The sequence below is a fragment of the Streptomyces lasalocidi genome, from assembly GCF_005280215.1.
GTDB lineage: Bacteria > Actinomycetota > Actinomycetes > Streptomycetales > Streptomycetaceae > Streptomyces > Streptomyces longwoodensis.
The window spans coordinates 4,259,562-4,284,566 of record NZ_SZNQ01000001.1; the positions used below are offsets into that span (position 1 = coordinate 4,259,562).

20 protein-coding genes and 1 tRNA gene are annotated in these 25,005 nt (G+C 73.2%); 14 read left to right on the forward strand and 7 right to left on the reverse strand.

The features are described 5' to 3' along the window. Window positions 1-82 precede the first annotated feature (82 nt). From topA to E4U91_RS19215, 8 genes are all read left to right on the forward strand, one after another. A complete protein-coding gene (gene topA / locus E4U91_RS19180) occupies window positions 83-2,935 on the forward strand; it encodes a type I DNA topoisomerase (RefSeq protein WP_137307998.1) in 2,853 nt (950 codons plus the stop codon). Between the two features lie 156 nt (window positions 2,936-3,091). Next, entirely contained in the window at window positions 3,092-6,331 is a 3,240-nt protein-coding gene (gene tmk, locus E4U91_RS19185; RefSeq protein ID WP_137307999.1) for a dTMP kinase, read from the forward strand. Window positions 6,332-6,434: 103 nt separating this feature from the next. Further along, window positions 6,435-7,640, forward strand: a complete 1,206-nt coding sequence (locus tag E4U91_RS19190) for a DNA polymerase III subunit delta' (RefSeq protein WP_137308000.1) — start codon at window positions 6,435-6,437, stop codon at window positions 7,638-7,640. A 99-nt stretch (window positions 7,641-7,739) separates the two neighbouring features. Continuing rightward, entirely contained in the window at window positions 7,740-9,359 is a 1,620-nt protein-coding gene (locus E4U91_RS19195) for an alpha/beta hydrolase (protein ID WP_137308001.1), read from the forward strand. Between the two features lie 87 nt (window positions 9,360-9,446). Beyond that, a tRNA-Thr gene (locus E4U91_RS19200) sits at window positions 9,447-9,523 on the forward strand. Window positions 9,524-9,784: 261 nt separating this feature from the next. Continuing rightward, window positions 9,785-10,075: a hypothetical protein gene (locus E4U91_RS19205; protein WP_241678628.1), complete on the forward strand. Its 291-nt coding sequence runs from the start codon at window positions 9,785-9,787 to the stop codon at window positions 10,073-10,075. A 12-nt stretch (window positions 10,076-10,087) separates the two neighbouring features. Further along, complete coding sequence (locus E4U91_RS19210; protein ID WP_137308002.1) at window positions 10,088-10,957, forward strand: DUF2637 domain-containing protein; 870 nt, start codon at window positions 10,088-10,090, stop codon at window positions 10,955-10,957. A 70-nt stretch (window positions 10,958-11,027) separates the two neighbouring features. After that, window positions 11,028-11,786 (forward strand): TetR/AcrR family transcriptional regulator, encoded by a 759-nt coding sequence (locus tag E4U91_RS19215; protein ID WP_137308003.1) that lies wholly within the window; start codon window positions 11,028-11,030, stop codon window positions 11,784-11,786. A gap of 33 nt (window positions 11,787-11,819) precedes the next feature. Here the strand turns inward: E4U91_RS19215 and E4U91_RS19220 are convergent, their stop codons facing one another. From E4U91_RS19220 to E4U91_RS19235, 4 genes are all read right to left on the reverse strand, one after another. Beyond that, window positions 11,820-12,605, reverse strand: a complete 786-nt coding sequence (locus E4U91_RS19220) for an ABC transporter permease (RefSeq protein ID WP_137308004.1) — start codon at window positions 12,603-12,605, stop codon at window positions 11,820-11,822. Continuing rightward, entirely contained in the window at window positions 12,602-13,669 is a 1,068-nt protein-coding gene (locus E4U91_RS19225) for an ATP-binding cassette domain-containing protein (RefSeq protein WP_241678629.1), read from the reverse strand. The genes E4U91_RS19220 and E4U91_RS19225 overlap by 4 nt, the downstream gene beginning before the upstream one ends. A gap of 142 nt (window positions 13,670-13,811) precedes the next feature. Beyond that, window positions 13,812-15,500, reverse strand: coding sequence for a bifunctional 3'-5' exonuclease/DNA polymerase (locus tag E4U91_RS19230; protein WP_137308005.1), 1,689 nt, complete (start codon window positions 15,498-15,500; stop codon window positions 13,812-13,814). Window positions 15,501-15,619: 119 nt separating this feature from the next. Then, window positions 15,620-16,384, reverse strand: a complete 765-nt coding sequence (locus tag E4U91_RS19235; RefSeq protein ID WP_137308006.1) for a Clp protease N-terminal domain-containing protein — start codon at window positions 16,382-16,384, stop codon at window positions 15,620-15,622. Between the two features lie 148 nt (window positions 16,385-16,532). Between E4U91_RS19235 and E4U91_RS19240 the strand changes: the two genes are divergently transcribed. Then, window positions 16,533-17,735 (forward strand): DUF2786 domain-containing protein, encoded by a 1,203-nt coding sequence (locus tag E4U91_RS19240; protein ID WP_137308007.1) that lies wholly within the window; start codon window positions 16,533-16,535, stop codon window positions 17,733-17,735. A gap of 91 nt (window positions 17,736-17,826) precedes the next feature. Here E4U91_RS19240 and E4U91_RS19245 read toward each other — a convergent pair whose 3' ends face one another. After that, window positions 17,827-18,363 carry a DUF4232 domain-containing protein gene (locus E4U91_RS19245; RefSeq protein WP_137308008.1) on the reverse strand — a complete coding sequence of 179 codons (537 nt, stop codon included), beginning with the start codon at window positions 18,361-18,363 and terminating at the stop codon, window positions 17,827-17,829. Between the two features lie 93 nt (window positions 18,364-18,456). Then, on the reverse strand, window positions 18,457-18,969 hold the full coding sequence (locus E4U91_RS19250) for a hypothetical protein (RefSeq protein ID WP_137308009.1): 513 nt from the start codon (window positions 18,967-18,969) through the stop codon (window positions 18,457-18,459). Window positions 18,970-19,919: 950 nt separating this feature from the next. Between E4U91_RS19250 and E4U91_RS19255 the strand changes: the two genes are divergently transcribed. After that, complete coding sequence (locus E4U91_RS19255) at window positions 19,920-20,180, forward strand: DUF397 domain-containing protein (protein WP_174867828.1); 261 nt, start codon at window positions 19,920-19,922, stop codon at window positions 20,178-20,180. Window positions 20,181-20,307: 127 nt separating this feature from the next. Here the strand turns inward: E4U91_RS19255 and E4U91_RS19260 are convergent, their stop codons facing one another. Next, window positions 20,308-20,790 (reverse strand): ATP-binding protein, encoded by a 483-nt coding sequence (locus E4U91_RS19260; RefSeq protein ID WP_137308010.1) that lies wholly within the window; start codon window positions 20,788-20,790, stop codon window positions 20,308-20,310. Window positions 20,791-21,165: 375 nt separating this feature from the next. Between E4U91_RS19260 and E4U91_RS19270 the strand changes: the two genes are divergently transcribed. The 4 genes from E4U91_RS19270 to E4U91_RS19285 all read left to right on the forward strand — a co-directional run bounded on the left by E4U91_RS19270 (window position 21,166) and on the right by E4U91_RS19285 (window position 24,999). Then, window positions 21,166-21,990, forward strand: coding sequence for a helix-turn-helix domain-containing protein (locus E4U91_RS19270; RefSeq protein WP_137303396.1), 825 nt, complete (start codon window positions 21,166-21,168; stop codon window positions 21,988-21,990). Window positions 21,991-22,146: 156 nt separating this feature from the next. Beyond that, window positions 22,147-23,607 (forward strand): aldehyde dehydrogenase family protein, encoded by a 1,461-nt coding sequence (locus E4U91_RS19275; RefSeq protein WP_137308012.1) that lies wholly within the window; start codon window positions 22,147-22,149, stop codon window positions 23,605-23,607. Between the two features lie 145 nt (window positions 23,608-23,752). Then, on the forward strand, window positions 23,753-24,295 hold the full coding sequence (locus E4U91_RS19280) for a DinB family protein (RefSeq protein WP_137308013.1): 543 nt from the start codon (window positions 23,753-23,755) through the stop codon (window positions 24,293-24,295). 62 nt (window positions 24,296-24,357) lie between these two features. After that, on the forward strand, window positions 24,358-24,999 hold the full coding sequence (locus E4U91_RS19285) for a PadR family transcriptional regulator (RefSeq protein WP_137308014.1): 642 nt from the start codon (window positions 24,358-24,360) through the stop codon (window positions 24,997-24,999). Window positions 25,000-25,005 lie beyond the last annotated feature (6 nt).

Genomic DNA, 25,005 nt, shown 5'->3' on the forward strand with positions numbered 1-25,005 from the left:
CACACTCCGCAGCGTCACCATGACCGTGCCCCGGGACGAAGGCCTGGGGAGGCCCCAGCGTCGACCGGAGAGAAGAGCGAAGTTGTCCCCGACCAGCGAGACCGCGAAGGGCGGCCGCCGACTCGTCATCGTCGAGTCGCCTGCCAAGGCGAAGACGATCAAGGGCTATCTCGGCCCCGGATACGTTGTCGAGGCGAGCGTCGGGCACATCCGCGACCTCCCCAACGGCGCCGCCGAGGTGCCCGATAAGTACACCGGTGAGGTGCGCCGCCTCGGCGTGGACGTCGAACACGACTTCGAGCCGATCTACGTCGTCAACGCCGACAAGAGGGCACAGGTCAAGAAGCTCAAGGACCTGCTGAAGGACTCCGACGAGCTCTACCTCGCCACCGATGAGGACCGCGAGGGCGAGGCCATCGCCTGGCACCTGCAGGAAGTGCTCAAGCCCAAGGTGCCGGTCAAGCGGATGGTCTTCCACGAGATCACCAAGTCCGCGATCCAGGCCGCCGTGGCCAACCCGCGCCAGCTCAACCAGCGCCTGGTCGACGCCCAGGAGACCCGCCGCATCCTCGACCGTCTCTACGGCTACGAGGTGTCGCCGGTCCTGTGGAAGAAGGTCATGCCGCGCCTGTCGGCGGGCCGCGTGCAGTCCGTCGCCACCCGGCTCGTCGTCGAGCGGGAACGCGAGCGCATCGCCTTCCGCTCCGCCGAGTACTGGGACCTCACGGGCACCTTCTCGACCGGCCGCGCGGGAGACCCGTCGGACCCGTCGTCGCTGGTCGCCCGGCTGCAGACCGTCGACGGCAGGCGGGTCGCGCAAGGCCGCGACTTCGACTCCCTGGGACAGCTCAAGGGCGCGAACACCCTCCACCTCGACGAGGCGAACGCCCGCGCCCTCGCCGCCGCCCTGGAGAACACCCGGTTCGCGGTGCGCTCCGTCGAGTCCAAGCCGTACCGCCGCTCGCCGTACGCCCCGTTCCGCACGACGACGCTGCAGCAGGAGGCGAGCCGCAAGCTCGGCTTCGGCGCGAAGGCCACCATGCAGGTCGCGCAGAAGCTGTACGAGAACGGCTACATCACCTACATGCGTACGGACTCCACGACGCTGAGCGACACGGCGGTCTCCGCCGCCCGCGCCCAGGTCACGCAGCTGTACGGCGCCGACTACCTGCCGCCGCAGCCGCGCACGTACGCCGGCAAGGTCAAGAACGCGCAGGAGGCGCACGAGGCGATCCGCCCCTCGGGTGATCGTTTCCGCACCCCCGCCGAGACCGGTCTGACCGGCGACCAGTTCAAGCTGTACGAGCTGATCTGGAAGCGCACGGTCGCCTCGCAGATGAAGGACGCGACCGGCAACAGCGTGACGGTCAAGATCGCCGGCACCGCGGCCGACGGCCGGGACGTCGAGTTCAGCGCCTCCGGCAAGACGATCACCTTCCACGGCTTCCTCAAGGCCTACGTCGAGGGCGCCGACGACCCGAACGCCGAGCTGGACGACCGCGAGCGCCGCCTGCCGCAGGTCGCCGAGGGCGATGCGCTGTCGGCCGAGGAGATCACGGTCGACGGGCACGCGACCAAGCCCCCGGCCCGCTACACCGAGGCCAGCCTGGTCAAGGAGCTCGAGGAGCGGGAGATCGGCCGCCCGTCGACGTACGCGTCGATCATCGGCACGATCCTCGACCGCGGCTACGTGTTCAAGAAGGGCACGGCCCTGGTGCCGTCCTTCCTGTCCTTCGCCGTGGTCAACCTCCTGGAGAAGCACTTCGGGCGACTCGTCGACTACGACTTCACCGCTCGCATGGAGGACGACCTCGACCGCATCGCGCGCGGTGAGGCCCAGGCCGTGCCGTGGCTGAAGCGGTTCTACTTCGGCGAGGGCACGGTCACCGGCGGCGCCGCCGACGCCGGCAACGGCGACGGGGACCACCTCGGCGGCCTCAAGGAGCTGGTGACCGACCTGGGCGCCATCGACGCGCGCGAGGTGTCGTCGTTCCCGGTGGGCAACGGCATCGTGCTGCGCGTCGGCCGCTACGGGCCGTACATCGAGCGCGGCGAGAAGGACTCCGAGAACCACCAGCGCGCCGACATCCCCGAGGACCTGGCGCCTGACGAGCTGTCCGTGGAGCTGGCGGAGGAACTGCTCGCCAAGCCGAGCGGTGACTTCGAGCTGGGCACCGACCCGGCGACCGGCCACCAGATCATCGCCAAGGACGGCCGCTACGGCCCGTACGTCACCGAGGTGCTGCCCGAGGGCACGCCGAAGACCGGCAAGAACGCGGTCAAGCCGCGCACGGCCTCGCTGTTCAAGACGATGTCGCTGGACACCGTGACCCTGGACGACGCCCTCCGGCTGATGTCGCTGCCGCGCGTCGTCGGCGCCGACGCCGAGGGCCAGGAGATCACCGCGCAGAACGGCCGCTACGGCCCGTACCTGAAGAAGGGCACGGACTCGCGGTCCCTGCAGTCCGAGGACCAGCTCTTCACGATCACGCTGGAGGAGGCGCTGGCGATCTACGCCCAGCCCAAGCAGCGCGGTCGGGCGGCCGCCAAGCCGCCGCTGAAGGAACTGGGCGAGGACCCGGTCAGCGGGAAGCCGGTCGTGGTGAAGGACGGCCGCTTCGGGCCGTACGTCACCGACGGGGAGACCAACGCGACCCTGCGCTCCGACGACAGCGTCGAGGCGATCACCCCGGAGCGCGGCTACGAGCTGCTCGCCGAGAAGCGCGCCAAGGCTCCCGCCAAGAAGACGACGAAGAAGGCCGCAGCGAAGAAGGCCCCGGCCAAGAAGGCGGCCGCGACCAAGACCGCCGCCAAGAAGACGACCGCGAAGAAGGCGACCGCGAAGAAGACGACCGCCAAGTCGGCGGCCGCCAAGACGACGGCCACCGCCAAGAAGACCGCGGCGGCTTCGCGGACGGCGGCCTCCGAGGACTGAGCCTCCGCCCTGCTGGTCCGATGATCCTCTGATCCTCCGCCAGTTCTTCACCGCGGCTCCACGATCCGCGCGCCCTGCCCCACTTCGGTGGGTCGGGGCGTGCGTGCGTTCGGGCGTGTCCCACTCGGTGTCAGCCGCGGCCGATAGGCTGAATGCATGACCCGAGCCGAGCAGCCAACGGCCCCCACACCCGCCCCGGACGAAGCCCTGGTGGCCGACTCCCGCGAACGCGCCGTGCGCGCCCTGTTGCGTCAGCCGACCGTACGGCGGCTGTGGAGCGCCCAGCTCGTGGGCGGTGTGGGCGACGCCCTCGCCCTCCTGGTGCTGGTCCTCCTCGCCCTGCAGGCGGCCATCGACCAGGGCTCCTTCGGGGGCGGCTACCGGGGCGTGGCCTTCGCGGTGACGACCGTCTTCGCGGTGCGCGTTCTGGCCACCCTGCTCTTCGGGGCGGTGCTGCTCGGACCGCTGACCACCCTCACCGCCAAGGACGGCCCGCTCGACCGGCGCTGGACCATGGTCGGCGCGGACGGCCTGCGGGCCGCGCTGCTGATCGTGGCGCCGCTGTGGATCGACTGGACGCCGGACAACGCCCTCGCGCTGCTCCTCGTCACCGTCTTCGTGCTCGGGGTCGCCGAGCGGTTCTGGACGATAGCGCGCGAGAGCGCGGCGCCCGCGCTGCTCCCCCCGCCGCCCCCGGAGGGCGCGACGGTACGGCCGCTGCCGGACCACCTCGACGCCCTGCGCCGCCTGTCGCTGCGCACCGGCTTCCTGGCCATCCCGCTCGGCGCGGCCGCGCTGGTCGTGGCCGGACTGGTCAACAACCTGCTGGGCACGGGCATCGACTGGTTCGCCCAGCACCAGGCGGCCCTCGCTTCGTACGTGGCGGCCGGACTGTTCGCCGCGGCGCTGTCCGTCGTGGTCTACCTGGAGCTTCCCGACACGCGGACGCCCCGCGCGCGTTCGCCGCTCGAGGGACTGCGCCGGCCGCGCACGTCCGCCGGGGTGGACGCCGGCCGCACGCGCGCGATCCCGCTGCTGGTGCTCGCCTGCGCTGCGGTCGCCGGGGCGGTCTCCGCGGCGGTCGCCGTCGCCGTGCTGCACGCCAAGGACCTGGGCGGCGGCCCGGTGCTCTACGGCCTGCTGGTCCTCGGCCTGACCGGTGGGGTCGTCGTCGGCATCCGTACGGCGCCGTCCGTGCTGCCCGCCCTGTCGCGGCGCCGCCTGCTGTCGCTGGCCATCGCCTTCACCGGCGTCGCCCTGCTCGCGGCCGGACTGGTGCCGGACGTCACCAGCGTGCTGCTGATCGTCACGCTGGCCGGGGTCGGCGCGGGCGTCGCCGCCAACGTCGGGCACACGCTGCTCGACCAGGAGGCCGAGGAGCTGCGCAAGGCGCGCACGACGGAGCACCTGCACGCGGTGGTCCGGGTGTTCGTGGCGCTGGGCGCGCTGATCGCCCCGCTGGTGGCCGCGCTGATCGGGCCGCACCGGCTGGAGAACGGCAAGTTCGTCTTCGCGCACGGCGGCGCGGCGTTCACGCTGATGCTGGTGGGCGCGCTGCTGCTCCCGGTGGCCGTGCTGGTGCTGGCCAAGCTCGACGACCGCTCGGGCGTCCCGCTGCGCAAGGACCTGCGCGACGCGGTCCTCGGCGGTGACGAGCCGACTTCGGCCCCTGCGACGAACGGTTTCTTCATCGCCCTGGAGGGCGGCGACGGCGCCGGCAAGTCCACGCAGGCCGAGGCGCTGGCCGAGTGGATCCGCGCCAAGGGCCACGAGGTCGTCCTCACCCGCGAGCCGGGCGCCACGCCGGTCGGCAAGCGGCTGCGGTCGATCCTGCTGGACGTCTCCAGCGCCGGGCTCTCGCACCGCGCGGAGGCGCTGCTGTACGCGGCGGACCGCGCCGAGCACGTGGACACCGTGGTGCGCCCGGCGCTGGAGCGCGGCGCGGTGGTCATCTCCGACCGGTACGTCGACTCGTCCGTGGCCTACCAGGGCGCCGGTCGCGACCTGTCCCCGGTCGAGATCGCGCGCATCTCGCGCTGGGCGACGAACGGACTGGTGCCGCACCTGACGGTGCTGCTGGACGTCTCGCCGGAGACCGCGCGCGAGCGGTTCACGGAGGCGCCGGACCGGCTGGAGTCGGAGCCGGCGGAGTTCCACGCGCGCGTGCGCTCCGGGTTCCTCACGCTGGCCGCGTCCGATCCCGGCCGCTACCTCGTCGTGGACGCCGGTCAGGAGCCGGAGGGCGTCACGACGGTGATCCGCCACCGCCTCGACCGGATGCTGCCGCTGTCCGAGGCCGAGATCGCGGCCCGGGAGGAGGCCCGGCGCAAGGCCGAGGAAGAGGCGCGCCGCAAGGCCGAGGAGGAGGCCCGGCGCAAGGCCGAGGAGGAGCGCTTGGAGCGCGAGCGCCAGGAGCAGCTCGCCAAGCTGCGCGCCGAGGAGGAGGAGCGCAAGCGGCGCGAGCTGGAGGAGGCGCAGCGCCGCGAGGCCGAGCGGCAGGCGGAGGAGGCCCGGCAGCGGGCCGAGGAAGCGCGCCGCCGGGCCGAGGAGGAGCGGCAGCGGCTGCTCGCCGAGGAGAAGGCCCGGGCCGAGGAGGAGGCGCGCCGCAAGGCCGAGGAGGAGCGGCGCCGCCAGCAGGCCGAGCAGGAGGCCAGGCTGCGCGCCGAGGCCGAGGCGCGGCGGCTGGAGAAGCAGCGCAAGGCCGAGGAGGCACTGCTGCGGGCCGAGGAGGCCCGGCGGGCGGCCGAGGAGGCCGCCGCGGCGGCTCAGGCCGGACCGAAGCCGGTGGCACCCCGTCCGGCCGCGGCGGCCACGGCCGCACCGGACGCGCTGACCGTGCCGACGCCGGTGGTGTCCTCGCCGGGTACGTCGGACGACACGACGGTGCTGCGCCCGGTGCGCGGTGACAAGGAGCCGGACGCGCGGGCCGACGGTGCGGTTGCCGACGCCGAGGTGACGGCGGAGCTGCCGCAGCCGAAGGTCGCGGCGGAGCCCGCCGGAAGGCCGGCGTCGGAGTCGGAGGAGACCGCGGTGCTGCCGCCCGTCTCGGCGCAGGAGGAGACGGCTGTACTGCCTCCGGTGTCGCCGCAGGAGGAGACGGCGGTGCTGCCGCCGGTGCGGGACGAGGAGCCGGTGGACCGCCGGGTGCCGCCCGGGTTCTTCCGCGACGGGCCGGCCGGACCGGCCCGCGACGAGGATGCGGGGCCGGACGACCGCACGCGTGAGCTGCCCCAGATCGACGAGGACGGCACCCCGCGGCGCCGCACCCGCTCCGACTGGGCCGAGGAGACGCCCCTCGACGACCTGCCGACCCTGGCGGACGAACTGCTCGGCCCGCACCGCGGGGAGGACGAGCCGGACGAGGGCCGCGGGCGCGGGTGGGGGCGCCGCCGCTGAGGTTCCCGGTGGGGGGCGGGCCGGCTGACGGCGTCCGCTGTCAGTGCCGCCCCCCACAATGGAAGCCGCGACACCGAGCACCACGGAAGGGCGGCGCCGAGCGATGACCGTGTGGGACGACCTGGTCGGGCAGGAGAAGGTCTGCGAGCAGCTGGCCGCGGCCGCCCGGGACGCCGACGCGTTCGTCACGGCGGTCTCCACCGGCGCCCCGCCGCCCGAGGCGTCGAAGATGACGCACGCGTGGCTGTTCACCGGCCCTCCGGGGGCCGGCCGCACCCAGGCCGCCCGCGCCTTCGCCGCCGCCCTCCAGTGCGTCAGCCCCGACCGCGCCCTGGGCGGCGTCCCCGGCTGCGGCTTCTGCGACGGCTGCCACACCGCCCTGATCGGCACGCACGCGGACGTCACGACCGTCGCCGCCGTAGGCACCCAGATCCTCGCCGAGGACATGCGCGACACGGTCCGCAAGTCCTTCACGTCGCCGGCGAACGGCCGCTGGCAGGTCATCCTCGTCGATGACGCCGAGCGCCTGAACGAGAAGTCGGCCAACGCCGTCCTCAAGGCCGTCGAGGAGCCGGCCCCCCGCACCGTCTGGCTGCTGTGCGCCCCGTCCATCGAGGACGTGCTGCCCACGATCCGCTCCCGCTGCCGCCACCTGAACCTGCGCACGCCCTCGGTGGACGCGGTAGCCGACCTGCTGATGCGCAGGGAGGGCATCGAGCCCGCGGTCGCCGTGGCCGCCGCCCGCGCCACGCAGGGCCACGTCGACCGCGCCCGGCGCCTCGCCACCGACCCCGCCGCCCGTGAGCGCCGCGCCGCCGTGCTGAAGCTGCCCCTGCGCGTCGAGGACGTCGGCGGAGCCCTCAAGGCGGCCCAGGAACTGGTCGACGCGGCCGCCGAGGACGCCAAGGCGCTCGCCGAGGAACTGGACGGCAAGGAGACCGAGGAGCTGAAGGCGGCGCTGGGCGCGGTCCAGGGCGGCCGGCTCCCGCGCGGCACCGCGGGCGTGATGAAGGACCTGGAGGACAAGCAGAAGCGCCGCCGCACGCGGACCCAGCGCGACAGCCTCGACGTCGCCCTGACCGACCTCACCGCGTTCTACCGCGACGTCCTCGCCCTCCAGCTCGGCTCCCGCGTCGCCATCGCCAACGCGGACGCGCAGGACGCCCTGGAGCGGCTGGCCCGCGCGAGCACCCCCGAGGCGACCCTGCGCCGCATCGAGGCGGTCGCCGCGTGCCGCGACGCCCTGGACCGCAACGTCGCGCCTCTGCTGGCGGTGGAGGCGATGACGATGGCGCTGAGAGCGGGCTGACGGCACGGCACGCGGAGACGGCTGACGACCGTGTCACTCGTCCGTGGGGCATCCGACACGGAGAGCACCTGAGCGGTTGCGCAGAGTTACGCTCGCTTGATGCACGCCCTGCGCTCCCCCCGCCCCAGCACTCGCACCGGCCACCGAAGGCGCCGGCACCCCACCGGTCTCGGCCTGCTCGCCCTGGCCGCGCTGCTCGTCCCGGCCTGCTCCGCCCAAGGCGCCAGCACCGCCGCGGGCTCGACCAGTACCGCCGCGGCCGAGGCGGTGCTCACCCCGCTGCCGAAGGCGACGCCGTCGGCGCTGGCGCCGTACTACGGCCAGCGGCTGAGCTGGCGTGACTGCGGTGTGCCCGGCTTCCAGTGCGCCACCATGAAGGCGCCGCTCGACTACGCGAAGCCGGACGGTGGCGACGTGCGGCTGGCGGTGGCCCGCAAGAAGGCCACCGGCCCGGGGAAGCGGATCGGGTCGCTGCTGGTGAACCCGGGCGGTCCGGGCGGCTCGGCGATCGGCTACCTCCAGCAGTACGCGGGCGTGGGCTACCCGGCCCCGGTGCGCGCCCGCTACGACATGGTGGCCGTCGACCCGCGTGGCGTGGCCCGCAGCGAGCCCGTCGAGTGCCTGAACGGGCCGAAGATGGACGCGTACACGCAGACCGACGTCACGCCGGACGACCAGCGGGAGAAGACCGAGCTGGTCGGCGCGTTCAAGACGTTCGCCGAGGGGTGCGGCGCCGACGCCCCGAAGCTGCTGCGCCACGTCTCCACGGTCGAGGCGGCGCGGGACATGGACATCCTGCGAGCCCTGCTCGGCGACCGGAAGCTGCACTACGTGGGGGCGTCGTACGGGACGTTCCTCGGTGCGACGTACGCGGGGCTCTACCCGCAGCGGGTGGGCCGGCTGGTGCTGGACGGCGCGATGGACCCGTCGCTGTCGGCGCGCCGGATGAACCTGGACCAGACGAAGGGCTTCGAGACGGCGTTCCAGTCGTTCGCGAAGGACTGCGTACGGCAGTCGGACTGCCCGCTCGGCGGCCCCGGTACGACGCCCGCGCAGGTGGGCCGCAACCTCAAGGCGTTCTTCGACCGGCTCGACGCCCACCCGATCCCGGCCGGCGACGCCGACGGCCGCACGCTCGGCGAGTCGCTGGCCACGACCGGTGTGATCGCGGCGATGTACGACGAGAGCGCGTGGGGCGAGCTGCGCGAGGCGCTGACCGCGGCGATGAAGCGCGACGACGGCTCCGGCCTGCTCGCCCTGTCGGACAGCTACTACGAGCGGGACCCCGACGGCCGCTACAGCAACCTGATGTTCGCCAACGCGGCCGTGAACTGCCTGGACCTGCCGCCCTCCTTCGACACCCCGGACCAGGTCGCGAAGGCGGTGCCGTCGTTCGAGGAGGCGTCGCCGGTCTTCGGCGAGGGCCTGGCCTGGTCGTCGCTGAACTGCGCGTACTGGCCGGTGGCGCCCACGGGTGAGCCGCACCGCATCGAGGCGAAGGGCGCGGCGCCGATCGTCGTGGTCGGCACCACCCGCGACCCGGCGACCCCGTACCGCTGGGCTCAGGCCCTGGCCGGCCAGCTCGCCTCGGGCCGCCTGCTGACCTACGAGGGCGACGGCCACACCGCGTACGGCCGCGGCAGCTCCTGCATCGACACCGCGATCGACACCTACCTGCTGCGCGGCACACCCCCGGCGGAGGGCAAGCGCTGCACGTAGGGCGAGGCCAGGGGTGTGGTCGGAGCACCCTGGGAAACTGTGTAGACTTACCGACGTTGCCGATCGCACCATGGTGCGCAACGGCGCGCCGCCTTAGCTCAGATGGCCAGAGCAACGCACTCGTAATGCGTAGGTCTCGGGTTCGAATCCCGAAGGCGGCTCCACCAGCCCCAGCCCGGATGCATCCGGGCTGGGGTTTTTTGCGTTGTCATGGGTGTCGTTCCCGTAGGTGTGGTGCCCGGGGGCGTCGGTGCAGATCGGAAAAACAATCCGGGTGGCGGTAAATCGGCCCGGTCCTGGTGGCGATACACCTGGCCATTGACCTGAAGTATCGGAATTAGGGGTCGTCGGAATAGTGCTCGTCTGTCAATTCCCTCACCCGTTCGCCACAGTATCCGTGCCACCCGGGCGCCGTTAGGTGAGATATGACGAAGGCAACCGGGGATGGGTGCTTCGACCTCAGGGCGACCGAGGGACGAGCGGGTCAACTGATCGAGCGGGCGGCCGTGCTGGGGGCGTACACCTACGTCTCCGCTCCAAGAGGTTCGGCGGCCGTGACCAACGGGGCGCTGATCAGGGACGGAAGGGCGGTGACCCTCCGGGTGACCGAACCGCTGCTGCGGGACTTCGTCGCATCGATGCTCTGCATGGAGGCCGATCTGGCCCGCCGCTGGATGACCGCGCAAGGGCATTCGTCTTTTTCCGGCGCGGAATAGTCGGTCCGTATCATGTACGACGAACGAACGGGCCCGTGGGGATTCCAGGATCACGGACAGCAATTCCATGACGTCGGCACGGGCCGGCACCGGGCGGCCTCGGACGTCTTCGTCGACCGTGCGGAAACCGCGGACCTGATCTGGGATCCGGCGGAAGAGCTCGCCTTCATGCTGCAGGACGCCATGGAACGGGACGGCGAGCCGCGGCCGAAGATCCCGGCGGCGCGCGAGGAGGCCTCCCTCGTCGACCCGGCGCCCGGTACGCCGATGCGCAACCTCCAGGACCTCACCGACGAACTGCCGCCCCTGCGGCACGCGCCCGCGGGACACCGGAGGGTCCGGAAGCGCCGGCGCGTCAGCAGCCTCCGCGTGATCAGCCTGTCCATCACGGGAATGGTGGCCGTCATGGCATCGGCGGTGAGCCTGTTCGGTGGCATGGTCGCCTACAGCCCCCTGCACCTGCTGGCGGTCACCCGCACGGGAGGCGGCATGGCCGCCTGGTGGCCGCTGCTCGTGTACGGACCGTGGCTGGTGGCGGCCCTCTCGGTGCTGCGGGCCGCGGTGCACCAGCGACGCGCCGTCCACTCCTGGTGCGTGGTGCTCCTCTTCTCGGCGACGGCGCTGCTGATCTGCGTGCTCCAGTCGCCCAGGTCGCTGACCGGCCACGTCGCGGCGGCCCTGCCGAGCGTCGCGTCGCTGGCCTGCTTCCAGCAGCTGGTCCGGCAGATCACGCTCACCCGCCCGCCCCGGCGTGCCGTCGTACCGAGGCACCGGCAGCGGCCCCCCGCCCAGGAGGCGCAGGCCACGGAGGCGAAACCGGCCGAGGGGCAGGTTGGGCGCGGTGCCGCCGGTGGGCGGCCGGGAGAGCGGGGCGGCAGGTGAGGTGCCCTCGCCCGTCCGCGGTGAGCACGGTGAGTGCGGTGAGAACGCTGTACGCACTTAGCATGGGCGCATGGCCGAACCACACGACACGGACCGCCCGAGCGACCTGAACGAACCGCAGCCGATCATCTGGCAGCGGCCCGAGCGGGGGGCGCGCGGGCCGGTTCCGGCGTACAGCCGCGAGCGCATCGCCGAGGTCGCGATCGCACTGGCCGACGGCGAGGGCATCGAGGCGGTCACGATGCGCCGCATCGCCAAGGAGCTGGGCACGGGCGCGATGACGCTGTACCGGTACCTGCCGACCAAGGAGGACCTGTACGCCGTCGTCATCGACCAGGCCCTCGGGTACGAGCCGCAGGAGCCGACCGGTGACGTACGGGCCGACCTGGCCACGTTCGCCCGTCGCTACCGGGAGACCCTGCGCCGGCACCCCTGGCTGGCGCACGCCGTCGCCAGCCGGCCCGTCATGGGGCCCAACATGCTGCGCGGCAACGAGCGCGACCTCGCGCTGGTCGACGGCCGAGGGCTGGGCATCGACGAGATGATGCAGGTGGTGAACCTGATCCGGCACTGGGTCACCGGCGCCACGCAGGCCGAGACGGCCGAGCGGGAGGCCGCCCTGCGCTCCGGCATGGACCGCAGGACCTGGCAGCAGCGGATGGGTCCGTACATCAGGGAACTGCTGGCCACCGGCCGGTTCCCCTACCTCGACCGGATGGTCCGCGAGGCCCGCTACCCCAGCCGTGACGAGCGGTTCGAGACCGGCCTGGCCGTCCTGCTGGACGGCATCGAGGCCCGTTTCCCCGCGCTCGCCGGGCGGCCGGGCTGAGGGCTCCCGCCGCACCGGCGGCGGCTTCCGGCGTCAGAGTCCGGCGCGGGTGAACCGCCGAACCGACAGGGGCACGAAGAGCGCCAGGAGGAACGCGGACCACAGCAGGGTCGCGGCCAACGGGTGGGCGAGCGGCCAGGAGCCGGCCGTGGCCGCGGCCCCCGGGTTGCCGAACAACGACCGGCAGGCGGCGACCGCCGCGCTGAGGGGGTTGCCCTCGCAGACCACCCGCAGCCAGCCCGGCATGCCGTCCGTCGGCACGAACGCGTTGGACAGCATGCTCAGCGGCAGGGTGAGCGGCGCGAGCGCGTCGGCCGTCTGCGCGGAGGGCATGATCAGGCCGAGGTAGGTGCCGACCCACGACATGGTGTACCGGAACAGCAGCAGGACACCGAGGGCGCCCAGCGCGTGGCCGAGGCCGTGGTGGGCCCGCCAGCCGAACGCCAGCCCCGAGGTCACCAGGATCAGCAGGCCGAAGAGGCCGGTGACGGTGTCGGCGCCGGTCTGCCCGACCGGCACCGCGGCGCGCGCGGTGGGCATCGAGCGCAGCCGGTCGGTGACCCCGCGGCCCTGGTCGGTGGCGACGTCCACCATCGCGGAGGACAGCGCGAACATGCCGGTCATGACGAAGAGGCCGGGCATCAGGTACTCGCGGTAGTTGCCGCCGCCGGGCACCTTGATGGCGCTGCCGAAGACGAAACCGAAGAGCACCACCATGACCGCGGGCATCACCAGCATCGCGACCAGGGTGCCGGGCTGATGCCGGAGGTGGAGCAGCTTGCGCTCCACGAGGGTGAGTCCGTCCGCCAGGACGATCATGCCGTCGCTCCTTCCTTCGTCCGCTCGCGCCGCCGCCCCTTCGGCGCCCTGCGCCCGCCCTGCTGCGCCCCGCCCCGCCGCGTCCCGGTCGCGTCCCCGTCGGCTCCACCGGTCCCATCGGTTCCAGCAGTCCCGGTGGTGCGGCCGGTCAGCGTGAGGAACACGTCGTCGAGGCTCGGCCGGCGGACGCCGACGTCCTGGACCACCACGCCGGCCGCGTCCAGCTCGCGCACCAGCTGCGGCACCGACGGCGCCCTGCCCGGTACGCCGGTGACGATCCGCAGGTCCTCGACCACCGGGCGGCCGCCGGTCAGCCGTTCCAGGACGGCCACCGCACCCGCGAGGTCGGCCTCGCCGCCCACCTCGATGTCGACGTGGCTGCCGATGCGCGCCTTCAGCCCGGCGGGGCTGCCCTCGGCGATCACCCGGCCGCGGTCGACCACGGCCACGGCGGACGCCAGCTGGTCCGCCTCGTCCAAGTACTGGGTGGTGAGCAGCACCGTCGTGCCCTCGGCGACCAGCTCGCGCACGATCGCCCAGATGTCCAGGCGGCTGCGCGGGTCGAGTCCGGTGGTCGGCTCGTCCAGGAAGAGGACGGCGGGGGCACGCAGCAGGCTGGCGATCAGGTCGATGCGCCGGCGCATGCCGCCGGAGTACGTGCTGACCAGCCGGTCGGCCGCCTTGGTCAGCTCGAACCGCTCCAGCAGGTCGTCGGCGCGGTGCCGGGCGCCGCGGCGGCCCAGGCGGGCCAGCCTGCCGAAGATCCTCAGGTTCTCGCGGCCGGTGAGCTTCTCGTCCACGGCGGCGTGCTGTCCGGCCAGGCCGATGGCCTCGCGGACCGCGTCGGGCCGTGCGGCCACGTCGTGTCCGGCCACGGTGGCCCGTCCCGCCGTGGCGCGGGTCAGTGTGCTGAGGATGCGCACGACGGTGCTCTTGCCGGCGCCGTTCGGGCCCAGCAGCCCGTAGACGGTGCCCGGTGCCACGGCCAGGTCGAGGCCGGCCAGCGCCTCCACGTCGCCGTAGCGCTTGCGCAGGCCGTGCACCGACACGATGGGCGAGTCCACGTTTCCCTCCCTCTCTCCTCCGGTGAACGTTTCTGAGTGCGACGTACGCAGTCACGGTACGCAGGTGAGTACGACGTACGCAATAGGCACGTTCGGTGAGGGAGGTCAGGCGGTCGGTCTGTGCCGCCAGGGGACGCGGGCCCTACTTGGCGTCCGCGTAGCACTCCACCACGGCCGTCGTGAACGGGAACCGCACCGGCGTCTCCCCGAACGTCAGGCGCCCGGCGGTGCGCGACGCCTCGCGGATCGCCGCGACGACGGCCTCCGCCTCCTCCTCGGGGCAGTGCACGATCACCTCGTCGTGCTGGAAGAAGACCAGCTCGGCCGCCATGCCCGCACAGGCGCGGCGCAGCGCCGCGAGCAGCAGCAGGGCCCAGTCGGCGGCGCTGCCCTGGACGACGAAGTTGCGGGCGAAACGGCCGCGGGCGCGGGCGTCGGTCGAGGCGTACCCCGGCACCCACGGGCGGTCGTCGGTGCCGTCCTCGCCCACCGGGATGCCGGCCTCGTCCTCCGCGTCCTCGCCGGTCCGGGTCGCGGGCGGACAGGTGCGTCCCAGCCAGGTGCGCACCAGCCGGCCCTCCTCGCCGGCCCGGGCGGCGTCGTCGACGTACGCCACCGCGCGCGGGAAGCGACGGCGCAGCGCGGCGAGGTTCTTCAGGCCGTCGCCGGAGGTCTGGCCGTAGACGGCGCCGAGCACGGCGATCTTGGCCTGGGCGCGGTCGCCGGAGAAGGCGCGGTCGGACACCGCCTGGTAGAGATCGCTGTCGCGGCCGGCCACCTCCATCAGCCCGGGATCGCGGGAGATCGCGGCGAGCACGCGCGGCTCCATCTGGTCGGCGTCGGCGACCACCAGCCGCCAGCCGGGGTCGGCGACCACGGCCCGCCGGATCACCTTGGGGATCTGCAGGGCGCCCCCGCCGTTGGTCACCCAGCGGCCGGTGACTGTGCCGCCGGCGTGGAACTCCGGCCGGAAGCGTCCGTCGCGCACCCAGTCCTGGAGCCAGGACCAGCCGTGCGCGACCCAGATGCGGTACAGCTTCTTGTACTCCACCAGGGGCTTCACCGCCGGGTGGTCCAGCGACTCCAGCTCCCAGCGGCGGGTGGACCTGATCTTGATCCCGGCCTGCGCGAACGCCTTGACCACGTCGGCCGGCAGGTCGGGCCGCACCCGGCGGCCGAAGGCGGCGGACACCTCGTCGGCCAGCTCGGCCAGGCGCCGCGGCTCGCCCCCGCCGGCGTACCGCTCGCCCAGCAGGTCGTGCAGCACCGCGCGATGGACGTCCGCGCGCCACGGCAGCCCGGCGCGGTTCATCTCGGCGGCGACCAGCATCCCCGCCGACTCGGCGGCGGTCAGCAGCCGCATCCGGTCGGGGTGCTCGGCCCGGTCGTGGCGCCGCTGCTGGTCGGCGTAGACCTCGAGGAGGTCCGCCAGGCGCACCGGGACGCCGCCCTGCGGCTCGAACAGCGGCGACTGGGAGCCGGGCTCGGCGGAACGCGGCGGCGGGTCGGGCGGGACGGGTCCGCCGCGCAGCCGGGCCAGGGCGGCGGCCGCGGAGCGCGGCTCGCCGGACCTCCCCTCGTGGCCCAGGAGGAGGGTCTCGGCGTCCTCGACGTCGTAGCACCGCTCTACTCGCACCCCCGTGGCGAGCAGGCGCGGGTACACCTCGGCCGTGGAACGCCAGACCCATCGGGTCACGTCGGGCCGTCGGCGCACGGCCTCGACGAGATCCGCCTCCCGGGCGACCGGCCCGGCGGGCAGCCCGTCCCGGCCGAGGGGGGCGACCTCCGCGCCGCCGTCCTCGGCCGGGGCGAGCGCCCAGCGGTCGGTCATGCGGTCAGTGTGGCAGGGGGGTCTGACAATGGCCCTGACCTGCGATGTCGCGGCTCGGAGGGCAAGGGGCGCTCCGGGGTCGCGGACCCTTCGGCGTGGTCACGGACCCTTCGGCGCGGTCACGGGCCCTTCGGTGCCTCGGGCGAATCTGTCTCGGCCTGCTGCGCCACCAGCTGCGCCAGGGCCTCGGCGACGTACCGCTCGGTCGCCGCCTTCCCGATGCCGAGTCTGCTGAGGACGCCCTCGCCGTTCTCGTGCTCCAGCAGGGCGAGCAGCAGGTGTTCGGTGCCGACGTAGTTGTGGCCCAGGCGCAGGGCCTCGCGGAACGTCAGCTCCAGGACCTTCTTGGCGTCCGGGCCGTACGGCACGAGCTCGGGGGCGTCCTCGGCGGCGGGCGGCAGCGCGGCCCTGGCCGCCTCGCGCACCGCGTCCAGACCGACGCCCTGGGCGGTGACCGCCCGGACCGCCAGCCCCTCCGGCTCGGCGAGCAGGCCGAGGACCAGGTGCTCGGGCAGGCCCTCGGTGGCGCCGGCCGACTTGGCCTCGTTGTGGGCGCTGACGACGACGTTGCGCGCGCGGGGGGTGTAGCGGGCGAAGCCCTGGCCGGGGTCGAGGTCGGTGGACTCCTTCGGCACGAACCGCTTCTGGGCGGCCTGCCGGGTGACGCCCATGCTGCGGCCGATGTCGGTCCAGGAGGCGCCGGAGCGCCGCGCCTGGTCCACGAAGTGCCCGATGAGGTGGTCGGCCACGTCCCCGAGGTGGTCCGCGGCGATCACGGCGTCCTGGAGCTGCTCCAGGGGCTCGGTGTGGACCTTCTTGATGGCGTCGATGAGGTCGTCCAGGCGGACGGGAGTGGTGACGGCGGAATTGGAGTTCGTCGACATGTGTCAACCGTAGGTTGACAGTGGGCGGGCGTCAACCCGCGGTTGACAGTTGGTCGGGCGGCTGCGGGCGCCGAGGCACCGGCCCGCGCGCGGCCACCGCGGGAAGACCCCTCAAAACACCTCCGCGCGCGCGTGCCACCATCGACGGGTGAGCAGCACCGACACCCCCACCGGCCCGTCCACCGTCGAGCGCGCCTTCCGCACGGCGCTCTACGACAGTGCCGACGCCTCCCTCGACACCGGCGCCTCCCTGCTGGCCGCCGACCCCGCGGCGGACGCCGACCTCGCGCGCCGGGGGGAGGAGTTCGTGGCGGCCCTGTGGGGACGCGGCTGGCAGCCCGCCGACGTCGTACGGGTGGTCCGGCGCGAGCTCGGGGACGCCTCGGTGGGCCTGCTCGCGGAGCTGATCCGCGCGCAGGCGCCGCGGGACCGGGTGCGCGGGCGCCGCTGGCGCGACCAGCTCGCCCAGCTCGACGAGGTGCTCGCCGACGCCCCGCCCCGCCCGGACCGCTTCTCGCACGCGACGGCGGTCCTGGAGCTGTACCGCCTGCTGCTGCGCCTGCCCGCGCTGGAGCCGTTGCAGGACGCGCCGCCGCGTGGGCCGGGCCGCACCAACGCCTCGGGCGGCCCGGGCGGCTCCGGTAGCTCCGGCAGCTCCGGCAGCTCCGGCAGCTCCGGCGCGAGGATGCTCGCCCGGATCCGCGCCCTGCTCGCCAAGGCCGAGGCGACCGGGTTCCCCGACGAGGCGGAGGCGTTGAGCGCGAAGGCGCAGGAGCTGATGGCCAAGCACAGCGTGGACGAGGCCCTGCTGGACGCCGCGGCGCCCGCGCCCGACGCGCCCGGCGCCTGCCGGATCGGGGTCGAGCCGCCGTACGAGCAGGCCAAGGCGGTCCTGCTGGACGCGGTGGCGTCCGCCAATCACTGCCGGGCCGTGTGGAACGAGCCGTTCTGCTTCTCCACGGTCGTCGGCTTCGAGGCCGACCTGGAGGTCGTCGAGCTGCTCCACACCTCGCTCCTGGTGCAGGCCCAGTCGGCGATGGCCCGGGCGGAGGCCGCCCAGCGGGCCGGCGGGCGCAAGCGGACCAAGACCTTCCGGCAGTCGTTCCTCGCCGCGTACGCCCACCGCGTCGGCACCCGGCTCGCGGAGGCAGCCGGGTCCCAGGTGACCGACGACCTGCTGCCGGTGCTCGCCTCCCGCGAGGTCGCGGTCAGCGCGGCGGCCGACCGGCTGTTCCCGGACACGGTCAGCACGCGTCTGCGCGGGGTGAGCGACGAGGCCGGCTGGACCGAGGGCGCCCGCGCCGCCGACCGGGCGCAGATGCGCTCCCGGCCGCGGCTGCCGTCGGAGTGACCACGCCCGGGCACGCGCACGCGTTGGACGTGAGGGTGATGCACGCACGCGTAGGGGCAGGGCCCGGGCGGTCTGCGCAGTGCTGCCGGGATCAGTCGCCCGCCTGCTGGAACCCGCTCACCGTGGCGTCCACCGCGCCGTCGTCCTTGCGCGCGACGTCGCCGTAGGACCAGTCGAAGTCCACGGGGGCGCCGGCGCTGTTCGGCAGGGCGTAGGAGGCGGTCTTGGCGGCGACGCTCTTGCCGCCGTCGCCCCGCACGTAGGTGATGGTGAACGACGCGGTGCCCTGCTCGGGCAGCGTCAGCGCCTGGGCCGGCGCGCTGGGGTCCTGGGGGACGTCGACGGCCGTGTCGGCGTGCAGGCGGACCACGGGGAAGCCCTTCAGGGTGCACTCGGCGCCCTTGTTGGTGAGCGTGACCGTGACGGTGCCGGTGTCCCCGGCCGCCGGCGCCTCGCTGACCGGGCCCACCTGCGCGTCCAGCCCGTCGGCCGCGCACCCGCCCGAGGCGGCGGCGGACGGGGTGGACGGGGGCTTCGCGTCGTCGTTGCCGGAGTCGCCGCCGCTGTCGCAGGCGGTCAGCAGCAGGGCGGCTGCGAGGGTGGTGACGGTGATGGGAACGGCGCGCATGAAGGGGTCCTCGGGTGTCGTGACGGTGCTCGAAGGATCATCACGCACGATCAGCCCCGTCCGCCGCCCGCCCCCGCGGTCGTGACCGGACCGCTACGAGCCGAGTCCCGTCGTCGGCAGCCCCGACGGCCAGCCGCCGCCGCTCTCCGCCTTGGTGTACGTCTCCTGACCGGCGCCACCCTGCCAGGTGACCCGGAGCGTCGAGCCGTTGACGGAGTCGACCTTGCCGGTGGTGCGGGTCTTCTTGCCGCTGGCGCAGGACAGGCGGATCGTCCGCGCGCCCGCCTGCTCGCCGGCGCTGCCGCTGCACACGGTGCCGCCGGTCGCGTACAGCGCGGCCTTGCCGCCCGTCACCATCAGCACGACGGCCTCGCCGTCGGCCGTGCCGAGCCAACTGCCCTCCAGGGAGCCCGCGGCAGCGGTCGCCGACGTCGAGGGGCTGCCGTCCGTGCCGTCGGCCCCTCCGGTGTCCGCCGTCGCCGTGGCGCTCGGCGAGGGGGACGCCTTGCCGTCGGAGTCCCCGCCCTCGTCGCTGCACCCGGCCAGCACGAGCGCACCGGCCAGCGCGGCGGCGGCCGCCCACGTGCACCGGCGGGAGTAGGTCACCGAAGTCACTGCACACTCCAAGCTGTCGCCGGCCGGCCCACCCGACCGGGAGGTCCGCAGCAAGCTACCAGCAGGGGGCGCACGACGACCCCGAGCGCCCTCGCGCCCTCGCTGCCCCCACCCAACCCGTCGGCTCAGTGCTGCCCGCCGACCGGAGCCGCCGACCGGAGCCGCAGACCGCGGCCGCCCGCCGACCGCAGCCGCCGACCGACGCCCCACCCCCTGCCTCGCCGAGCGACGCTCCTCGCCCTGACCCGCCCCCGGAACTCCCCCCTCCGGGCGGCGTCCGGTTTCCGCCTCCCGGGTCCGCTCATCGCCGTACGGGATCCCCCGCATCCGTACGGCAGTCGCCGGTCTCCGGGGGCGACGCATCTCGGCCATGCTGCGCAGCGTGCTCCCGCCTGGCGTCGACGTCCGCGCCCGGTCGTACCCCCGGCGCACCTCGCCCGTGCGTCGTACCGTGCACTCCGCCGTGCGCACCTAAGCGCCTCGGCCGCGCGGAGGGCCCGCGGTCCGCGTCCGCCGCGCGGCGCAGCACCGCGCGGTCGCCGTTCGGGGGGCCGGTCACGCCGCCACGCCCAGCCGGTCGCCGCCGGCGGTGCCAGCGCCACGGAACGGACGCCTTCCGTCCGGCGGACGGCGGGGGTCCGCCCCGCTCGACGCCACGGATCTTCACATCCGCGACGGAACAACGGGGGCGCCCCGTGCGTCTGTTCCTAGTGAACGGGGGGCAGTCACCGCATGCGCGGTGCCCCCCGGGGCAGACGCTGGAGCAGATTCCATGGCATCGCACCGGTCCGGTAAAGCGCGCGTCAAAGCTGTAATCACAGGGACACCGCGCGTGCACGTGCATCTGCTCATGCAACTGCACATGAACGGGGTTATGATCCCCGACAGTTGACCACCGCACCAATGGCCACACGAGCCAGTGCACCAGCAGGGAGCGACCTGTGGACCACGATGTTGACGGGGGACGCGACGTGTACAACGGCATGGCGGCCACACACCTGCACGACGTCGCGTGGCAGAAGAGCAGACACAGCAACTCCCAAGGATCCTGCGTGGAGTTCGCGCGACTGCCCGGCGGTGACGTGGCGGTGCGCAACTCCCGCTTCCCGGACGGCCCGGCGCTCGTCTACACCCGGGCCGAGATCGAGGCGATGCTGCTCGGCGTCAAGGACGGGGAGTTCGACCACCTGATCGCGGGCTGACGTCCCCGCCCGGCGAACACGCCGACGTCCCCGCACGGCCGCGCCCGCCGGAGCCGGCCGCCACGCGCGTAGAGGAACGCGTGCAGAGACGCGGCAAGAACCGGCGCCCGCGGACACCGGATCGCGTCTACTCGGCCGGCGCGTGCAGCCGGAACAGCGCCCAGACCACCTTGCCGCCCAGCGTGCCGCTCAGCGGCTGCCAGCCCCAGCCGTCGGCGAAGGAGTCCACCAGGAACAGGCCGCGGCCCGACTCGGCCGCGAAGTCGTCCGCCTCGCCCGCGACCGGCCCCTCACGGCTGGGGTCGCGCACCGCGCAGACCAGCCGGCCGGTCCAGTGCATCAAGTGCAGCCGCACGAAAGGGTGTCGGTCCACGGGACACGGGGCGTCGAGTGACGACAGGCCGTGCCGCAGGGCGTTGGTGACGAGTTCGGAGACGACCAGGCATATGTCGTCGAAGCGGTCGCCGACATCCCACTGTGCGAGCGTCTTCCGGGCGAACCCGCGCGCCTCGCCCACCGCTTCGAAGCGGGCGGGCAGGGCACAGGAGGCAGCGTTGGACACGGCCGCGGGATCCAGCGGCGGAAGGCCCTGCCGTAACGGCTCGAGCATGGTCGATCCATTCGTCCCCATGCGAGGCACTCCCGGGAATTCGCGGTCGTTGCGATGCAGCGGTGGCGCGGGACCATGGTTTCGGATGCGTACACCAGATGCAAGGGCAGATGCACGTGCACGTGACCGAAATCGACCTGCCCGTACCGCTTCTTGGCCATTTTTTCCGCCATCTTCTCGCAGATCGACGGCGGGGAGCCGCATCCTCCGCCCTCTTCCCTTGTGCGCCTCCGTGCGTATGCTTTGGCTTCTTTCCGTCTCTGTAATCGGACGAGTACTGCTCGAAGTGTTTTAGTGGCAGACTCCTGCCCCTGAAGACGGTTGGGGAGGCTGGCGAACGTGAGCGCGGGAGAGCCCGGATCGGTGGTGCGACGCATGCTGCTCGGCTCGCAACTCAGGCGGCTGCGTGAGTCGCGCGGCATCACGCGCGAGGCTGCGGGGTATTCCATTCGTGCCTCGGAATCGAAGATCAGCCGGATGGAGCTGGGCCGGGTGAGCTTCAAGACACGCGACGTCGAGGACCTGCTGACGCTGTACGGCATCACGGACGAGGCGGAGCGCGCGGCGCTTGTCGGTCTCGCCCGCGAGGCCAACGTGGCGGGCTGGTGGCACAGTTACTCGGACGTGCTGCCGAGCTGGTTCCCCACCTACGTCGGCCTGGAGGGCGCGGCCTCACTGATCCGCGCCTACGAGGTGCAGTTCGTGCACGGCCTGCTGCAGACCGAGGCGTACGCGCACGCCGTCGTCAGCCGGGGCATGAAGGACGCGAGCGCCGCCGACATCGACCGCCGGGTGGCACTGCGCCTGGAGCGGCAGAAGTACCTCGTCTCCGAGAACGCCCCCGACGTCCACATCGTCCTGGACGAGGCCGCCCTGCGCCGCCCCTACGGCGACCGCGAGGTGATGCGCGGCCAGCTCCAGCACCTCATCGAGATCTCCGAGCGCCCCAACATCCGGCTCCAGGTCATGCCGTTCAGCTTCGGCGGCCACGCCGGCGAGTCCGGCGCCTTCACGATCCTCAGCTTCCCGGAGTCCGACCTGTCCGACGTGGTCTACCTGGAGCAGCTCACCAGCGCGCTGTACCTGGACAAGCGCGAGGACGTCGCCCAGTACGAGAACGCGCTGCGCGAACTCCAGCAGGACAGCCCGGGCCCCGACGCCAGCCGGGACCTCCTGCGCGGCCTGCTCCAGCTGTCGTAGTCCCGCGCGGTCCCGCGCGCCGGGGGGACAGACCCCCGCAACCCGCGCGTCGCCTCGCCTTTTCCGTCAACGCGCCCTCCAACTCGTGCCGGACATAAGTACGATGACGCGAGATCAGAGCCTTCGTGCTCCGACGGCAAGGGATTGAGGGATCACATGTCGTCCTGCTTCACCGACCTGGCCCTGCAGTACATCGACGGCGAGTGGCGCCCGGGCACCGGCTCCTGGGACATCATCGACGTCAACCCGTACGACGGCACGAAGCTGGCCTCGATCACCATCGCCACCGTCGACGAAGTGGACCAGGCCTACCGCGCGGCCCAGCGGGCCCAGCAGGCGTGGGCGGCCACCAATCCCTACACCCGCCGTGCCGTGTTCGAGCGCGCCCTGCGCCTGGTCGAGGAGCGCGAGCAGGAGATCACCGAGGCGATCATCGCCGAACTGGGCGGCACGCACCTCAAGGCCGGGTTCGAGATCGGGCTCGCCAAGGAGTTCCTGCGCGAGGCCGCCCAGTTGACCCTGCGCTCCGAAGGCCGGCTGCTGCCGTCGCCGATCGAGGGCAAGGAGAACCGGCTGTACCGCGAGCCGGTCGGCGTGGTCGGCGTGATCAGCCCGTTCAACTTCCCGTTCCTGCTGTCGATCAAGCCGGTCGCCTCCGCGCTCGCCCTCGGCAACGGCGTCGTGCTCAAGCCGCACCAGGACACCCCGGTCGTCGGCGGCACGTACATCGCCCGGATCTTCGAGGACGCGGGCCTGCCGCCCGGGCTGCTCAACGTCGTCCTGACCGACATAGCCGAGATAGGCGACGCCTTCATCGAGCACCCGGTCCCCAAGGTCATCTCCTTCACCGGCTCCGACAAGGTCGGCCGGCACATCGCCACCGTCTGCGCGGCCCAGCTCAAGCGCACGGTGCTCGAACTCGGCGGAAACAGCGCCCTGGTGGTCCTGGACGACGCGGACATCGACTACGCCGTCGACGCGGCGGTCTTCAGCCGCTACGTCGACCAGGGCCAGGTCTGCATGGCCGCCAACCGCGTCCTGGTGGACCGCTCGGTGGCCGAGGAGTTCACCGAGAAGTTCGTCGCCAAGGTCAGGACGCTCAAGACCGGCGACCCGAGCGACCCGCAGACCGTCATCGGCCCGGTGGTCAACTCCCTCCAGGCGAACGCCGTGTCGGCCGCCGTCGACCAGGCGGTCGCCGAGGGCGCCACGGTCCTGGTGCGCGGCGGGGCGCACGACAACCTCGTCGAGCCGTCCGTGCTGACGGACGTGCCCGCCGACTCGGCGCTGCTGCACAAGGAGATCTTCGGTCCGCTCGCGCTCCTCGTCCCCTTCGACGGCGAGGAGGAGGCCATCCGCATCGTCAACGACACGCCGTACGGCCTCAGCGGCGCCGTCCACACCGCCGACGTCGAGCGGGGCGTCGCCTTCGCCAAGCGCGTGGACACCGGGATGTTCCACGTCAACGACGGCACGATCCACGACGAGCCGCTGGTGCCGTTCGGCGGCGAGAAGCACTCCGGCATCGGCCGGCTGAACGGCGAGACGACCCTGGACGCCTTCACCACCCTGAAGTGGATCTCGGTGCAGCGCGGCCGGAGCCGGTTCCCCTTCTGAACGGCCGCGGGGACCCCAGGAGGCCGTGGAACCCGTCGGGGGACGTCCCCGAGTTGAGGACAGCGGCTGACCTCAAGCGTCCGTAACGTCGTCGGTGTCAGGCAGCAAGGGCCTGGCGGTGGGACCCGACGAAAGGCGGCCGGAAATGGTCACTCACGTGCGAGCCGAGGCGCAGGGCGACGAGCGGGGGGCGCTCCTGTCCTTCCTCGCGGAGCAGCGCGGCGGCATCCGCCGGGCGGTGCTGGGGCTGACCGAGGAGCAGGCGTCGAGCCGCCCGAGCGCCAGTGAGCTGTCCCTGGCCGGGCTGGTCAAGCACGTCGCCGAGGTGGAGCAGGGCTGGATCGCCCGCGCCAAGGGCGTGCCGCCGGCCGTCCCGCGGGACCGGTCGAACTGGCACGAGTGCTTCGTCCTCGTCGGCGACGAGACGCTGCCCGGGCAGCTGGCGTACTGGGAGCAGGTCGCCGCGGAGACCGAGGAGTTCATCCGCTCCGCACCGAGCCTGGACGACACCTTCGCGCTGCCGGACGAGCCGTGGTTCCCGCCGGACGAGCGGGTCTCGCTGCGCTGGCTGTGCCTGCACCTGATCCGCGAGACCGCGCGGCACGCCGGCCACGCCGACATCATCCGGGAGTCCCTGGACGGCAGGACCGCCTTCGAGCTCGTGGCGCTGGAGCAGGGCGGCTCCTGAGCGCGCCGGGCCCCGGGCCGCCCCGCTCCGGCGCGGCCCGCACGGGTCCTAGGCTGGGGCCCATGTCAGCGATCCGTCTCCTCGTGCTGGGCGCGGTGCGCCAGCACGGGCGGGCCCACGGCTACCAGGTGCGCAACGACCTGGAGTACTGGGGCGCCCACGAGTGGTCCCACGCCAAGCCCGGCTCGATCTACCACGCGCTGAAGCAGATGGCCAAGCAGGGGCTGCTGCGCGCGCACGAGACGGCCCCGTCCACCGCCGGCGGTCCGCCGCGCACCGAGTACGAGATCACCGGGGCCGGCACCGAGGAGTTCCTGCGCCTGGTGCGCGAGGCGCTGACCTCGTACGACCAGAAGGTGGACGTGAAGTCCGCAGCGATCGGCTTCATGGTCGACCTGCCGCGCGAGGAGGCGGTGGCGCTGCTGAAGGAGCGGATCGAGAGGATCGCGCAGTGGCGCGCCGCCGTCACCGAGCACTACGTCCCCGCGGACGGCCCCGAACAGCTCGGGCACATCGGCGAGATCATGCACTTCTGGGTCCACACGGCCGACGCGGAGTCGGCGTGGACCCGCGGGCTCGTCGAGCGGATCGAGGGCGGGGCGTACACCTTCGCGGGCGAGGGCGAGCCGTTCGTCGGCGTCCTGGCCGACGGCCAGGAGAATCCGTACGCGACGGGGGACCGGCACCCGCAGGACGACCACTAATCAAGT